13 protein-coding genes are annotated in these 14,991 nt (G+C 67.3%); 1 reads left to right on the top strand and 12 read right to left on the bottom strand.

The window, feature by feature from the left end:
* Positions 1-68: 68 nt before the first annotated feature.
* From ACH46_RS04335 to ACH46_RS04295, 9 genes are all read right to left on the bottom strand, one after another.
* Positions 69-665, bottom strand: coding sequence for an MspA family porin (locus ACH46_RS04335; protein WP_335334159.1), 597 nt, complete (start codon positions 663-665; stop codon positions 69-71).
* Positions 666-756: 91 nt separating this feature from the next.
* Positions 757-1,389, bottom strand: coding sequence for an MspA family porin (locus ACH46_RS04330; protein ID WP_062391844.1), 633 nt, complete (start codon positions 1,387-1,389; stop codon positions 757-759).
* 172 nt (positions 1,390-1,561) lie between these two features.
* Positions 1,562-1,747: a hypothetical protein gene (locus ACH46_RS04325; protein WP_062391843.1), complete on the bottom strand. Its 186-nt coding sequence runs from the start codon at positions 1,745-1,747 to the stop codon at positions 1,562-1,564.
* The gene (locus ACH46_RS04320; protein WP_062391842.1) at positions 1,737-2,258 is read right to left on the bottom strand and encodes a MogA/MoaB family molybdenum cofactor biosynthesis protein; all 522 of its coding nucleotides are present in this window, start codon (positions 2,256-2,258) and stop codon (positions 1,737-1,739) included. The genes ACH46_RS04325 and ACH46_RS04320 overlap by 11 nt, the downstream gene beginning before the upstream one ends.
* Before the next feature lie 72 nt (positions 2,259-2,330).
* Positions 2,331-3,722 (bottom strand): S1C family serine protease, encoded by a 1,392-nt coding sequence (locus ACH46_RS04315; RefSeq protein WP_062391841.1) that lies wholly within the window; start codon positions 3,720-3,722, stop codon positions 2,331-2,333.
* Between the two features lie 91 nt (positions 3,723-3,813).
* Positions 3,814-5,232: a HAMP domain-containing sensor histidine kinase gene (locus ACH46_RS04310; protein WP_062391840.1), complete on the bottom strand. Its 1,419-nt coding sequence runs from the start codon at positions 5,230-5,232 to the stop codon at positions 3,814-3,816.
* 9 nt (positions 5,233-5,241) lie between these two features.
* The gene (locus tag ACH46_RS04305; RefSeq protein WP_062391839.1) at positions 5,242-5,925 is read right to left on the bottom strand and encodes a response regulator transcription factor; all 684 of its coding nucleotides are present in this window, start codon (positions 5,923-5,925) and stop codon (positions 5,242-5,244) included.
* 81 nt (positions 5,926-6,006) lie between these two features.
* Positions 6,007-7,584 (bottom strand): FAD-dependent oxidoreductase, encoded by a 1,578-nt coding sequence (locus tag ACH46_RS04300; protein ID WP_062391838.1) that lies wholly within the window; start codon positions 7,582-7,584, stop codon positions 6,007-6,009.
* Positions 7,585-7,593: 9 nt separating this feature from the next.
* Complete coding sequence (locus ACH46_RS04295; RefSeq protein WP_062391837.1) at positions 7,594-8,526, bottom strand: AurF N-oxygenase family protein; 933 nt, start codon at positions 8,524-8,526, stop codon at positions 7,594-7,596.
* Between the two features lie 153 nt (positions 8,527-8,679).
* Here ACH46_RS04295 and ACH46_RS04290 point away from each other — a divergent pair, with 153 nt between their 5' ends.
* Positions 8,680-9,450, top strand: coding sequence for an SDR family oxidoreductase (locus tag ACH46_RS04290; protein ID WP_062391836.1), 771 nt, complete (start codon positions 8,680-8,682; stop codon positions 9,448-9,450).
* A gap of 85 nt (positions 9,451-9,535) precedes the next feature.
* Here ACH46_RS04290 and ACH46_RS04285 read toward each other — a convergent pair whose 3' ends face one another.
* From ACH46_RS04285 to betT, 3 genes are read right to left on the bottom strand one after another with little or no spacing between them, the layout of a single operon-like run.
* On the bottom strand, positions 9,536-11,113 hold the full coding sequence (locus ACH46_RS04285) for a GMC family oxidoreductase (protein WP_062391835.1): 1,578 nt from the start codon (positions 11,111-11,113) through the stop codon (positions 9,536-9,538).
* A 23-nt stretch (positions 11,114-11,136) separates the two neighbouring features.
* On the bottom strand, positions 11,137-12,636 hold the full coding sequence (locus tag ACH46_RS04280) for an aldehyde dehydrogenase family protein (protein ID WP_062391834.1): 1,500 nt from the start codon (positions 12,634-12,636) through the stop codon (positions 11,137-11,139).
* Positions 12,626-14,794 carry a choline BCCT transporter BetT gene (gene betT, locus ACH46_RS04275; RefSeq protein WP_193392939.1) on the bottom strand — a complete coding sequence of 723 codons (2,169 nt, stop codon included), beginning with the start codon at positions 14,792-14,794 and terminating at the stop codon, positions 12,626-12,628. The genes ACH46_RS04280 and betT overlap by 11 nt, the downstream gene beginning before the upstream one ends.
* Between the last annotated feature and the right edge of the window lie 197 nt (positions 14,795-14,991).

The raw sequence follows: 14,991 nt of genomic DNA, 5'->3' as shown, positions 1-14,991 counted from the left end.
AACAAACCTGGCGGACTAAAACGAGGCCCGCGACCGATCCGGTCGCGGGCCTCGTTCTGGAGAAGATGTCAGCCGATGCTGAACGGACGACCGTACAGCGTGACGTTGCCGACGAAGGTGTCGGTTGCGACGCGGACGGTCACCTTGGCGCGCGCCTGGGCGTAGCCGGCACAGCCGTCCACACCGAAACGCTCGCCACTGAAGGCCACGCCGCCCTGAGGCGCGCCGAAGCCGAAGCTGTTGGTGACCTTGTCATCGGACTTCGAGACGATGATCGGGACGTAGCCCGCCTGGCCCGGTCCGAGCACGATGGTGCCGTTGCCGCCGAAGTCCTTGGGAGTCGCCGTGATCGCGTAGTTTCCGTCCTTGTCAAAACCACCGTTCACGCCACCGTTTGCGCCAGCACTGGCACCGAACGTCAGCTGGCAGCCCACGATGTAGCCGGCGTTGATCGCGCCGCCCTTGACTCCGCCGGACGTGGCGACGCGCACCTTGCCGGACACCATGACCTCTCGCGAGGTCGGGATGTTGGTGACGGCGCGGCTCACGCGAGCGGACTGGTCGTAGAGCTTGATGGTGACGCTGCCCTCGGAGAAGTTCTTGACCTTGGTGGTGCCGGGCACGGGTGCCGCATTAGCCGGAGCGGGAACCATCGTGGCTCCCATGAGAGCCGCCCCAGCCACAGCTGCAGACGCGGTGACTCCGCGAAGAATTCGCTTGTTCATTGTTCTACCTCGTTAAGTCTGTGGAATCGGGTCAGCCGAGGCTGAACGGACGGCCGTAAAGGGATGCCTGGACATAGCCGCTCTTACCTGTCAGCTTGCCTTCTTCGGCCTTGTAACCTTCCGCCGCGATGACCTGAGCCACCGAGCGCGCCGAGGCGTAACCGCCGCACAGCTGAACATCGATGGAGACGCTGTCGAGCACGATGGTGCCCTTACCCTTCTTGAGCGCCATCTTCTCGACAGGGACGAACGCAACCTGACCCGGGGTCAGCGGAACGCTGATCGCACCGGTGCCCTTGAACGAACCGTCCAGGGTCATCGAGGCGCCCAGGGTGCCCTTGAGGCCCTCGATGTTGATCTGGCAGCCGACGAGGTAGCCGACGGTCATGATGCCCGCACCCTTGCTCAGCGTCGTCTTGAAGGTGCCCGACGCCGACGCCGCGCGGCCCGCACCATTGGCGGCCAGCGACGGCATGATGCGCGAGCTCTCGTTGCTGCGGGAGATGTTCACGACCTGACCGTCGATGCCGACGGCCTTGGTGTGTCCACCCGGAAGGCGAGCGGCGTCTGCCGTACCCGTTCCGACGACTGCTACTCCGGTCACTGCGGTCAGCGCGGCTGCGGCCAGGACCGCCGCGCGCTTTCCGACACCACTCAACTTCACACGTATCACCCTTCATGCGGTCGACAGGTTTTGTCGCACCCAAGTCTGATCGGCTGTTTTCTCAGCCGCGGCTTAGGTTAGCTCACGCATTAGATACTTGCAGAGTGGAGAAAAGAGTTATCGCACCCTAAGTGAGAAGCATCACTTACTGACCGGTTGGCTTGCGTAGGTCTCACCCGTGGTGCGGGGGTCGGTTCTCGTCGTACCACCGTCGCCCGCGGCCGGCGTGGGGGTTTTCGCCCGGATCGGTGACCGTTTCGGGGAGATCATCGCCGAAGACGGCGTCGAGCCGACGACGTCGTCGCCAGCTCGCCTCCGCCGTCTTCGGATCCTTCTCGGGGTCGGTCTCAGAACTCACTGATCGCGGCGATCACGTGATGTGCCAAGGGGATCAGCGTCGCCATCCCGTCGCGGACAGCGGCGCGGGACGACGACAGGTTCACGACCACGGTCTGACCAGAAATACCGGCGACACCGCGGGAAAGTCCCGCGTCCGCCGAGCCCGCGGACAGACCTGAACTCCGGATCGCCTCTTCGATTCCGCGCAGTCGACGATCAAGCAGCGGCTCAGCCGCCTCGGGGGTCACATCGCGCGGGCCGACGCCCACGCCGCCGACCGAGACGACCAGGTCCACGCCGCCGATGACGGCCGTATTGATCGCATTGCGAATCTCGACCTCGTCGGCCGACACCGCGGTGGTGGCGTCGACGTGGAAGTCCGCCTCCTCGAGCAGTTCGACGACCAGTGGGCCGAGAGTGTCGGGCACCTCGCCGCCGACGATGCGATCGTCGACCACCACGACCAGTGCACGCGGGGTTACCAACCCCTGAACGGCGGCCTCCGGTTCTGCTTCCACGCCGTCAATCATTCATCCAACCTTTCGTCAAAGTTTCCCGGCTGTTTCTCGCCGGACTGCGGCTCGGTACGTGAATCGTTCGGATCAGCTGGATCCCAGCGTCACCTGGACGGTCTTGTTGTCGTTCCCCACGTAGTACGTGATCTTCACCGTATCGCCCGGAGCGTGAGAACGGATGGAAGCAACCAAAGCCTCCGACGATGCGATCCTGCGATCGTTGACCTGAGTGATCACCGCACCCGCGGGAATCCCGGCGGCCTTGGCGGCGCCGCCGTCCGTGACGCCGACGACCATCGCGCCGGGCCGGTTGACGTCGCTGCTGGGTCGCACGTTGACGCCCAGGGTGGCCTGCTTGGCCGTGCCGCCCGAGCGGATCTGGTCGGCGATCCGCATCGCCTGGTCGACGGGGATGGCGAAGCCGAGACCGATGCTGCCTGCCTGACCGGAGCCGCCGCTGACCGTGGCGATGGCCGAGTTGACGCCGATGAGCGCGCCGGCCGAGTTCACCAGAGCACCACCCGAGTTGCCTGGGTTGATGGCGGCGTCGGTCTGGATCGCATCCATCACCGACTCCTCGCCGTCGGACCCCGTGGTCGACACCGGACGGTTCAGCGAGCTGATGATGCCGGTGGTGACGGTGCCGTCGAGGCCGAGCGGCGAACCGACGGCGATCACGTTCTGGCCCACCTTCAGGTTGTCGGACTTGCCGATGGTGATGGGCTGCAGGCCGGTCTTGTCGACCTTGATCACCGCGATGTCCGACGTCGGATCGGCACCCAGCACCTTCGCCGGCGCACGACTGCCGTCGTTGAAGCTGACCATGATCTCGTCGGCGGGACGACCACCGCCCGCACTGATCACGTGATTGTTGGTGAGGATGACGCCGTCACCGCTGAGGATGATGCCGGAGCCCGAACCCACCTGGCGGCCGACGGCGACGGTGATCGACACGACCGACGGCAGCACCTTGGCCGCAGTCTCCTGCACCGAACCGGGTGCGGCCTCCGGCTGCTCGGTCATCGTCGGGCCGGACGCGAGAGTCGTGGACTGCGACGTGTTGTCCTGGGAACCGTTGACCGCCCACGCGCCGACCCCTCCCCCGATACCGCCGGCCAGGAGGGCGACCGCCGCCAGACCGACGACGGCCTTCTTGCCGACACCGCTCTTGCCCGAGCCGGGCTGCTGCACCGGTCCCGGCCCCGTCGCCCCGGGGGGCGGACCCCACGGCGGCTGCTGGGCGCCGGGAGTCGACGCCGTCGGAAACTGTCCGGTGGGGTTGGGCGCAGCCTGGAACTGGCCGGTGGGCTGCGGAGCCGCCGGGAACTGACCGGTCGGAGTGGGGCCGGGGTAACGCTCTCCGCCCGCAGGTCCGTCGCCGGGCTGACCGTAGGCCGGGAATCCGCCGGTCGGAGGCTGGTTCGGAGACTGTGGAACCTGCCGCCAATCGTCGTTTCCGGGGTATTCGCCGTTCGTCATGGGACTCAGCCTATTTTACTTTTCTGTGAAGTCTCCGAGTCCCCGGTGGCCGCGTCCTGCCAGGTTCCTGCCAACTCCCTGTGAGCCGCCATCAGCGGCGGACGACGATGGGATCGGGTTCGGTGTGGTGCGAGAGCCCCGGCAGCCGCAGGCGGATCAGCGCGCCGCCCTCGTCGGACACGTCGGCCGTCGCCGAACCACCGATGCGGGTCACCACCTGCCGGACGATCGCCAGACCCAGCCCTGATCCCGGCATGGACCGAGTGGCGTCGGAGCGGTAGAAGCGTTCGAAGACCAGTTCCCGGTCCTCGGGTGCGATGCCGGGACCGGCGTCGGCAACGCTGAGCTCGGCGGTCGCCGGCCCCACCTGCTCCAGGCGAACGCGGACCGCCCGGCCCGGCGGGCTCCACTTCGCGGCGTTGTCGAGCACGTTGAGCACGGCGCGGGAGAGTCCATGCTCCTCGCCGAAGACGAACCACGGGATGGTCTGAACATCGAAGTCGATGTCGGTGCGGCGACGTCGCACGCGTTCGAGCGCCGAATCGACCACCTCCTCCAGGTCCACCTCCTGGTGAACGGCTTCGAGGGCGTCGTCGCGGGCCAAGTCGACGAGGTCGCCGACCAACGTCGAGAGTTCCTCGATCTGCGCCATCACGTCCGACCGCAACTCCACCATGTCGGAGGCGGGCATCGACGGGGCGCCGGGCGCCGACGATGCGATGAGAAGTTCGAGGTTGGTCCGCAGCGAGGTGAGCGGTGTCTTGAGTTCGTGGCCGGCGTCGGCGACGAGTCGCGCCTGCTGATCGCGGGACTCGGCGAGCGCCCGGAGCATGGTGTTGAAGCTCTCGGTAAGGCGGGCCAGCTCGTCGGTGCCGGTCACCGGGATCGGCGTCAGGTCCTGAGTGCGCGCGACGCGTTCGGCCGCGGCGGTGAGGCGAGTGACCGGCCGCAGGCCGGTGCGTGCGACGGCGGTGCCTGCGATCGCGGCGAAGGCGACGCCAACACCGCCGACGATGAACAGGACGGACGCGAGCCGCGCGATGACGGCGTCGGTCCGGTCCAGCGACTGCGCCAGCACCAGCGTGTCGCCGTCCGACAGCTTGCGGGCGAGGACACGGTAATTGCCGGTGGTCCGCAGGCTCTGATTGAGCTTGCCGGGCGGGTTGGTGGAGTTCGCGACGGCGCGTTCCGGGTCGCCGAAAGGCACCTGACCGATGGCCGTCGCGTGCCCGGTGGGATCGACGAGGGCGATGGTGATCGACGTCGAGAACACGGTGCCGGCCAGAAGGGCTTCGGGGCCGCTGCTGAGACGACCGACCTTGCCGAGGGCGGTGAGCCCGTCGGCGCGGGCGACGAGCTGAGCGTCGACGTCGTTGTACATCGACCGGGACACCACGAAGTAGGCGGCGCCCGCCATCAGGACCGCGGACAGGAGCACGACGGCGGCGGCGAGCAGCGCGACGCGACGCCGCAGGGAGACCGAGCGGGTCAGGCGGAGTGGACTGCGCACGAGTGAGGCCTACGGGGTTCCCTCGCGCAGCACGTAGCCGACGCCGCGAACAGTGTGGATCAGTCGCGCTTCGCCCTCGGCCTCGGTCTTGCGACGGAGGTAGCCGATGTAGACCTCGAGGGCGTTGCCGGAGGTCGGGAAGTCGTAGCCCCAGACCTCTTCCAGAATGCGGCTGCGGGTCAGGACGCGCTTCGGGTTGCTCATCAGCATCTCCAGCAGCGAGAACTCCGTGCGGGTGAGGCTGATGTGCCGCTCGCCGCGCGTGACCTCGCGGGTCACCGGGTCCAGGGTGAGGTCGGCGAACGAGACGGCCTCGGACTCGTCCTCATCGCGCGTGGTGCGACGCAGCAGCGACCGCAGTCGGGCCAGGAGTTCCTCCAACGCGAACGGCTTCGGCAGGTAGTCGTCGGCGCCGGCATCGAGACCACTGACCCGCTCGGACACCGAGTCGCGGGCGGTGAGCACCAGAATCGGAAGGTCGTCGCCCGCCGACCGCAGGCGACGGCACACCTCGAGACCGTCGAGGCGCGGCATCATCACGTCCAGCACCATCAGATCGGGTCGGTCGGCGATGACCTTCTCGAGTGCTTCGAGGCCGTCGCCCGCCGTGTCGACGGTGTAACCGTTGAACGTCAGTGAACGTCGAAGGGACTCTCGGACCGCACGATCGTCGTCCACCACCAGGATGCGCATGGCTACAGTCTTATATCCACAACTGAGATTCGACTGAGCGAACACGCCGGAACGAGCGAATGCGACTTCTCGCGGTCGCGGTCATCGACGACGTCGACCGGCCGCCGCGAGCATCTCACCGACCTCGGTGAACTTGACCCGCGGTCGTCCCTGCGCGGCGCCGCGCTCGCGTTCGCGACGGTCGATGGCCGCGATCCCGCGGTAGCCGACGGACTGGCGTCTGCGGGTGCGCAGCAGCGCGGCGAAGTCGTCCGGCCCGGCGGCGGTGCGCGGGAGTCCGTCGGCGGTGTCGGCGATGAACGCCTCCACCGTCTCGATCGCGTGCAGCTTGTTGGCGCCGATGCCGCCGGTGGATCCGCGTGCCGCCCACCCGAGGACGTAGGCGCCGGGGATCGGCTCGCCGCTCTCGGCCAGCAGTCGGCCGTCGCGGACGGGGAAGCGGCCGGCGGCGTCGTCGAAGGGCAGTCCTTCGATCGGCGTGGAGCGGTAGCCGATGGAACGGATGAGGAGGTCCGCGGCGATGCGGTGGTCGTGCCCGGCCGAGGTGACGGTCACCGATTCGACGGCGCCGTCGCCCTGCGCGGCGACCGGTGACGTGTGGAAGAGGAAGACGATCCGGCGTCGTTCCGGTGACGGCGGCCCGGAGAGATCCAGCGGTCCGTCAGCACCGTCGTGCACCACCACGTCGACGCCGGGGATCACCGACAGGGCGCGGAACTCGGCGGCCGTGTACGCCGCGGACTCCGGACCGCCGCGCCCCAGGAGCACCACTTCGTGGATGTTCTGCCTTCGGAGGAGGTCGAGGGCGCGGTCGGCGATGTCGGTGGTCGCGAGCAGTTCCGGCGGCGACACCATGATGCGGGCGACGTCGAGCGCCACGTTGCCGGTCCCGACGATCACCGCTCGACCACTGCCGTCGACCGGGATCGACGGGCCGGACGCACCCGGCACCGCGTTGTACCAGGCGACGAGATCGGTGGCAGAGGTGCTGCCCGGCAGATCCTCACCCGGAATGCCGAGAATGCGGGCCTGCGAGGCGCCGACCGCGTAGAAGACGGCGTCGAAGTGCTCGGCGAGTTCCGCGGGCGTGATCTGCCCCGCCGCGGTGTCGCCGCCGATCTCGACGTTGGTCGCCATCCTCACCCGACGATCGCGATAGAGGAGATCGAAGCTCTTCATCACGTCCTTGGTGCTCGGATGGTCCGGGGCGACCCCGGCCCGCACCAATCCGCCCGGGGTCGGCAGCGCGTCGAAGACGGTCACCGACGCCTCGGTGCGGTTGAGGAGCGTGCGCAGGGCGTAGCCGCCCGACGGTCCGGTGCCGACGATCGCGACGCGGAGATCGTGCGGCAGGCGCGGGATCTCCGGGTAGACGACGTCGGTCCAGCCGGACGAGATGTCGGGGTTCTCCCGGTAGTAGGCGGCGTTGATGTCGACGAAGACCCGGTCCCGCTCGCCGAGGCGGTCGGCCGGGAAGATCGCGTTGACCGGGCAGGCGTCCGCGCACGCCCCGCAGTCGATGCAGGCGTCGGGGTCCACGTGGAGGATGTCGGAGGTGCCGAAGCCTCGCTCCTCGGGCGTCGGGTGGATGCAGTTGACCGGGCACACGGCGACGCACGCGGCGTCGCTGCAGCAGGATTGCGTGATGACGTAGGTCATGGCGATTCCCTAGATCATGTGGGCTCTGCGGTAGAACCGCAGCGCCGGCTTGGTCAGCAGTCCCACCTCGTCGAGGAACTCCATGAGGTGGACGCAGCCGCTCCGAATCATCGCGTGGTAGTGGGTGTTGGTGCTGCGCGCGGCCATCGCTCGGTGGACGTTGAGGCCCGCGTCGGCGTACGCCTTCGGCTGCACCAGACTGCTGACGATGAGGTAGGCACCGGCCGCGATGACCAGTGCGCTGTACCCACGTCGTGCCGGACCGGCCTCGCGCATGGAGTCGCGCACCTGCTCGCGCGCGTACTTCATGTGACGCGACTCCTCGAGCACATGGATCTCGTTGACCGTGCGGATGAACGGAAGCACCCGCTCGTCCCGCATGCAGCCGCGTTGGAAGACGTCGAGGATCTCCTCGGCGACGAGGATTCCCGCATAGGCGATCTCGTTGCGCGCGATCGTCTTGAAGTACTTGCCGGCCTTCGCGATGCGCGGATGCGGGTGGTACGAGGTGCCCACCATCTTCTCCGAGGCCTTCGCGAACATCAGCGAGTGGCGGCACTCGTCGGCGATCTCGACGAGCGCGAACTGGAACTCGGCGGAGTGGTAGTCGCCGTTGTACTGATCCACCAGGACCAGCTCCTGCAGGATCATCTCGAACCAGATGCCGATGTTCATGATCGAGGCGAACTCGTGGCGGGTCAGCGCGATGCGCTGCTCCTCGGTGAGCTCGTCCCAGTAGTCGGTTCCGTACAGCGACGACCATTCCGGGCTGCAGCCGTACTTGGTGGGATCCATCGGGAGGGACCAGTCGATCTCGGTCATGGCATTTCGAGAGAGCTGTGCCGCGGATTTCAGCAGCCGTTCCGACACCTGCTCGGCGCCGTGATCACGCATGCTGACCACTGTCGGGGCGAATTCGGGACGTTCCATCGCTGCAGTCATCGCTGACCTCCGGTGTACATTCACATCACTTGTTGTAACAACACTCATTGTCACGGTAACACTCGCATCGAGGGAAGTCGACGGACTAGAGTCCCTACTGACCGGTAATAACAGTGCGGGGCTCATCCTCGCAGTTCAACGTAGGGAGAACTCGTGCCTTCGATCTTCATCAGCGGCGGTGCAGCAGGCATCGGACTGGCCACCGCGAAGCGTTTCGCAGCCGAGGGCTGGACCGTCGGCGTGTACGACGTGAGCGAGGAGTCGCTGACCGCCGTCGCCGCCGAGCACCCCGAATTCATCACCGGTGTGCTCGACGTCCGCGACCCCGAGCAGTGGGAGGCGCGACTCGGCGAGTTCACCGCACACACCGACGGCCGACTCGACGTCCTCGACAACAATGCGGGCGTCCTGGTCGCCGGACCCCTGACCGAGATCTCGACCGCTGCGATCAAGGCGCAGATCGACATCGACGCACTCGGCGTCACCTTCGGCGCCCGGGCCGCCCACCCCTACCTCAAGGCGACGCCCGGCTCGCACCTGGTGAACATCGCGTCGGCGTCGGCCATCTACGGCCAGCCCGGCATCGCCACCTACAGTGCCGCGAAGTTCTACGTCGCCGGCCTGACCGAGGCGCTGGAACTGGAGTGGGCGCCCGACGACATCCGCGTCGTCAGCATCTGGCCCCTTTGGGCCAAGACCGCTCTGGCCGACAACGACGCGAAGAGCACCAAGACGCTCGGCGTCCACATCACCCCCGAGCAAGTGGCCGACAAGGTGTGGGAATCGGTCCACCCGACCGCCGCCGACCGCGCACTCTCGCGCACCAGCTACTCCGTCGGCCTGCAGACGACGCTGCTCGGCAACGCGGCCAAGTTCATTCCGAACGTCCTGAACCGGACCGTCAACAAACTCATCGCGCAGTAGTCCGCTCACTTCGGCCCGTCCGCTTACTAGAACGACGCTCGCTCACCTCCGGAGGTGAGCGAGCGTCGTTTCAGTGAGCGAACAGCTACCGCGCAGCCTTCAGCAGGTCCGCGCACTTCTCGCCGATCATCATCACGGTGATGTTCGGGTTGACGGAGATGTGCTCGGGGAAGACGGAGGCGTCGGCGACGCGGAGGCCTTCGACGCCCTTGACCCGTAGTTCGGCGTCGACGGGGGCGTCGTCGGCCGAGCCCATCGCGGCCGAACCCACCGGGTGGTAGACGGTGTTGTGGGTGCGGGTGATGTACTTCGCGAGCTCGGCGTCGCTGTTGTTGTCGGGGCCGGGGAACAGTTCGCGGCCGGCCCACTCCGCCATGGCGGGCTGCTTGACGATCTCGCGGGCGCGGCGGATGCCCTCGATCATGATCCGCATGTCGTAGCCCTCGGGATCGGTGAAGTACTTCGGATCCACGTGCGGCTTGTCGCGGAAGTCGCGCGAGGCCAGGGTGACGGTGCCGCGGGAGCGGGCGTGCGTGACGTTGGGCGTGAGGCAGAAGGCGTTGTCGACGCTCGGGTAGCCGCGTCGGACCGTGTGCATGTCGAACGGCACGCTGCCGTAGTGCATCATCAGGTCGGGTCGGTCCAGACCGGAGTCGACGGTGTCGAAGATGCCGATCTCCCACCACTGGGTGGACTCGGTGACCATCGGCTGCTTGGCCTCCCACGAGATGACGCCCTCGGGATGGTCCTGCAGGTTGATGCCGACACCCGGCGAATCGAGGAGGACCTCGACGCCGCGGCCGGCGAGGTGCTCGGCCGGGCCGATGCCGGACAGCATCAGCAGTTTCGGGGTGTCGATGGCACCGGCGGACAGGACCAGCTCGAGTCCGGCGCGGACGGTCTGGGTCTTGCCGAACTGGTTGTCGACCAGCTCGACGCCGACGCAGCGGAGGCCGTCGAAGATCAGCTTCTTGGCGCGGAGCCCGGTGAGGAGGGTGAAGTTCTCGCGGTCGGCGATCGGGTGGATGTAGGAGACCGACGACGACGATCGGGTGCCGTCAGCACGCGAGTTGATCTGGAAGAAGTTGGCGCCCGACGTCACCGTGGTGCCGGTGTTGAACTTGACGGTCGGGATGCCGAACTCGCTCGCCGCCTTCAGGAGGGCGACGCCGCACGGATCGTTGGGCGGCACGTTCATCAGGTTCACCGGGCCGCTGTCACCGTGGTGCGGGGCGTCGGGGCCGGCGTCCTCGTTGGTCTCCAGTCGCTTCAAGACCGGCCAGAGGGAGGCGGCGTTCCAGCCGGTGGCACCGTACTTACTCTCCCACGAGTTCATGTCCTCGGCGGGCGGCCAGAACGCGATGCACGAATTGTGCGATGAGCAGCCGCCGAGCACCTTGGCGCGCGCGTGCCGCATGAACGAGTTGCCGTTGGCCTGCGGCTCGATCGGGTAGTCCCAGTCGTAGCCGGACTCCAACAGTTCCATCCACCGGTTCAGCTGCAGCACCTCGGGGATCCCGCGGTCGTCGGGTCCGGCCTCGATCAACGCGACGCTGACCGACGGATCCTCCGACAATCGCGCGGCGGCCGCGCATCCTCCGGAGCCGCCTCCGACGACGACGTAGTCGAACTCCCTGACCTGTGCCTGCGCCACTGTACTCATATCCTCTCCGGTGCTTCTTCTGCCTAGTTCTGCGTGCGGTCGGCGAACCATCCGGTGACCGCCGGCGCGATGTTCTGATAGACGTGCTTGGCTTCCCGGTACTCGTCGAGCCCGGTCGAACCGAGTTCGCGACCGACGCCCGACTGCCCGAATCCGCCCCACTCCGCCTGCGGCAGGTAGGGGTGGAAGTCGTTGATCCAGATGGTGCCGTGGCGCAGGCGGTTGGCGATGCGCTGCGCCTTGCCCGCGTCCTGCGTCCAGACGGCGCCGGCGAGACCGTAGATGGTGTCGTTGGCGATGCGGACGGCATCGTCCTCGTCGGTGAAGGTCTCGACGGTGACGACGGGACCGAAGGCCTCGTCGACCACGACGGACATGCCCTGCCGGACGTTGTCGATGACCGTCGGCAGGTAGTAGAAGCCGGCGTCGAGGTCCGACGCCCCCGATGTCCCGGTCGCGAACTGACCGCCGCAGCGCACGCGCGCACCCTCGGCGACACCGGCCTGCACGTACGCGTGGACCTTGTCGCGGTGGGCTGCCGAGATCAGCGGTCCGGTCTCCGCGGCGTCGTCGAACGGTCCGCCGAGCACGATGTGCTGCGCGCGCTCGACGAGGGCGTCGACGAACTTCTCGGCGATGGTGTCCTGCACGACGAGGCGTGCGCCGGCCGAGCAGACCTGACCGGAGTGGACGAAGGCTGCGTTGAGCGCGTTGTCGACGGCCGCGTCGAAGTCGGCGTCGGCGAAGATCACGTTCGGATTCTTGCCGCCGAGCTCCAGTGCGACCTTCTTGACGGTGGGCGCGGCGCCGGCGGCGATGACGCGGCCGGTGACGAGTCCTCCGGTGAACGACACCAGGTCGACGTCGGGGTGCGACGACAGCGGAGCGCCCGCGGTGGCACCTGCACCGGTGACCAGGTTGGCGACGCCGTCTGGCAGCCCGAGTTCCTGCAGCAGCGCGACGGTCATGATCGCCGTGTGCGGGGTCAGTTCGGCGGGCTTGAGGACGAACGAGCACCCGGCGACGAGAGCGGGGGCGATCTTCCACGCGGCCTGCAGCAGCGGGTAATTCCACGGCGTGATGAGGCCGCAGACGCCGACCGGCTCGTACTGGATGCGGCTGACGACCTCGGCGGACCCGGCGTCGACCAGGCGGCCGGCGTCCTGCGCGCCGATGTTCGCGAAGTAGTCGAAGCAATTCGCGATGTCGTCCATGTCGAGGCGAGCCTCGACGATCCGCTTGCCGGTGTCGAGGGCTTCGGCGCGGGCCCACTCCTCCTTGCGGTCGCGGATGGTGGCCGCGACCTTGCGGACCAGCTCGCAGCGCTCCGGCGCGGGCACCGACGCCCAGCGGCGGTCGTCGAAGGCCGCGCGGGCGGCGCCGATGGCGCGGACCGTGTCGTCGGAGGTGGCCTCGCTGACGGAGGCCACCAGGCTGCCGTCGGCGGGGCAGCGGATCTCACGCGTGCCGCCGTCGGACGCGCCGACCCATTCACCGTCGATGAACAGGGTCTCAGGGTTCACGAATCGTCTCCTTGTCGAGAAGGTCGGGGTCGGAAATGTCGGTCAGTGCGGAGAAGTCCTCGGTCTGGGCCGCGAGCTCCTCGTCGAGTTCTGCCTCGTCGATGAAGTCGGCCGACCAGTCGAGGGTCGCCTCCGACTCGGTGTGCGACGATTCGGCGTCGCCGACCGTGTGCAGGTACTCGATGTGCCGTTCGTAGTGGTCGAGGACGTTGGAGCTGATCTGCGTCTTGGTGAACCCGAAGACGTCGAATCCCTCGCTGCCCTGCGCGGTGAACACCTCGAGGCGGAAGAAGTGGTCGGCGGCGCCGGGGCTTCCGCCGAACACCGGGGTCGGATAGCGGGTCGGGAAGACCTGATAGTGGAAGGCCTTCTTGCCGTTGAAGGCGACGTCGAGGTGATAGGCGTCGAGGTCGTAGGAGTCGACGTGGGTGACGCCGACCGACGCCTCCATACCGGACCTGTTGAGCTCGGCGGCGACGTCGCGCAGCGCGGGCGCGACGATGGTCTGCGTGAAGTGGACGACGTCGTCGTGGTCGGGGTACCGGACGGCGCGCGCGACGCGCTGACGCCAGTTGAGGGCGGTGCCGCCCGAGGCGCGGCTCGACAACGCGCGGGTGAGCGCGACCCGGCGCGAGTCCACCCACAGCGCCTCCACCTGGAACGCGCGGAACAGGCCGAGCACCATCAGCAGGACGACGATCGCGAACGGCAGGCCCATGATGACGGTGGCCTGCTGCAGCGTTGAGATGCCGCCGATCATCAGCATGGCCAGGGTCAGCAGACCGGTGGCCGACGCCCAGAAGATCCGGACCCAGCGGGGACCGTCGGACTCGTTGTCGGTGATCCGCGAGGAGAAGTGCGACATGACCAGCGCACCAGAGTCGGCGCTGGTGACATAGAACAGCAGTCCGGTGAAGGTGGCGATGACGACGAGGACCGGTGCCGCCGGGTACTCGTGGAGCAGCGAGTAGAACGCCTTCTCGGGCTCGTTGATGGCGGTGTCCTGGAACTGGGTGTTCCCGCCGCGGACGATGTCGAGCGCGCTGTTCCCGAAGATCGAGATCCACATCAGGATGAACAGGAACGGGATGATCAGCGTTCCGGTCACGAACTGGCGGATGGTGCGGCCACGCGAGATGCGGGCCAGGAAGAGTCCGACGAAGGGTGCCCACGCGATCCACCAGGCCCAGAAGAACAGGGTCCAGTTCGACATCCAGCCGTCGACCGCCTCGTTGCGGCTGTACGCCATGGTGTCGAGGACCATGCTCGGGAACCGGGAGATGAAGTCGCCGGTGTTCTGGATCATCGCGTTCATCAGGAACGTGGTGGACCCGAAGATCAGGATGAACAGCATCAGGCCGACCGCAACGAGGACGTTGATCTCGGACAGCCGCTTGACGCCCTTGTCGACACCGGACACCGCCGACAGGGTGGCGATGACGACGGCGAGCGCGATCAATCCGCCCTGCGCCCACGTGCTCTGCGCGATCCCGAAGAGGTCGTCGAGGCCCACGTTGAGCTGTGCGACCCCGATGCCGAGGCTGGTCGCCAGACCGAAGATGGCACCGAGGAGGGCAGCGATGTCGACGCTGTCGCCCAGGAATCCGTTGACGCGATCGCCGAAGATCGGGCGCAACGCCGAGCGCAGGCTGAGCGGTTGGTTGTAGCGGTAGGCGAAGAACGCGAGCGCCATACCGATCAGGGCGTACAGACCCCAGCCGATGAGCCCGTAGTGGAAGAGCGTCCAGACGACGGCCATGCGGGTCGCCTCGAGCGAGTGACCGTCGCCCACCGGCGGCTGCGCGAGTTGCGTCACGGGCTCGGCGACCGAGAAGAACATGAGGTCGATACCGATGCCGGCAGCGAACAGCATGGCCGTCCAGGAGAAGACGCTGTAGGTGGGTTTCGCATGATCGGGACCGAGTTTCACCTGCCCGACCTTCGACGCCGCCGCCCAGATGACGAAGGCGAGGACCGAGGCGGCGAGGAGGATGTAGAACCAGCCGAGTTCCGTGGACACCCAGTTGACGGCCGTACCGATGACCCGGTCGGCGCCCTCCTGGTCGATGAGCGCCCAGATGATGATGCCCACGATCCCTGCGCTGGAACCGAAGAACACGGTCTTGTTGACGCGTATCGGCCCAGTGTCCGATTCCACGGATTGAGTTGTAGCAGCCACGATCACATCCCTGACAAATCTCGCAATTAGTTACGTATCACTTCGGTTCCGAATTAAAGGCAACGTAACGCGGCCGCCGACGGCTCACGGAAGCGGGCAGGGATTCGAGACCTCACCGTTACCCGTGGCCGATCGGCGCCGGGGTGGTTCGGGAAGACAGAAAACGACTGTGACCG

The sequence above is a fragment of the Gordonia phthalatica genome (genome assembly GCF_001305675.1).
In the GTDB taxonomy this organism is placed as follows: domain Bacteria; phylum Actinomycetota; class Actinomycetes; order Mycobacteriales; family Mycobacteriaceae; genus Gordonia; species Gordonia phthalatica.
Note: the sequence above shows the minus strand (reverse complement) of the source record. Positions and strands in the feature narration are given on the sequence as shown.

Coding starts and splice junctions, on each gene's coding strand:
- ACH46_RS04335 (WP_335334159.1), bottom strand. CDS start 665: ATGGGAGCCACGATGGTTCCCGCTCCGGCTAATGCGGCACCCGTGCCC.
- ACH46_RS04320 (WP_062391842.1), bottom strand. CDS start 2,258: ATGATTGACGGCGTGGAAGCAGAACCGGAGGCCGCCGTTCAGGGGTTG.
- ACH46_RS04315 (WP_062391841.1), bottom strand. CDS start 3,722: ATGACGAACGGCGAATACCCCGGAAACGACGATTGGCGGCAGGTTCCA.
- ACH46_RS04305 (WP_062391839.1), bottom strand. CDS start 5,925: ATGCGCATCCTGGTGGTGGACGACGATCGTGCGGTCCGAGAGTCCCTT.
- ACH46_RS04300 (WP_062391838.1), bottom strand. CDS start 7,584: ATGACCTACGTCATCACGCAATCCTGCTGCAGCGACGCCGCGTGCGTC.
- ACH46_RS04295 (WP_062391837.1), bottom strand. CDS start 8,526: ATGACTGCAGCGATGGAACGTCCCGAATTCGCCCCGACAGTGGTCAGC.
- ACH46_RS04285 (WP_062391835.1), bottom strand. CDS start 11,113: ATGAGTACAGTGGCGCAGGCACAGGTCAGGGAGTTCGACTACGTCGTC.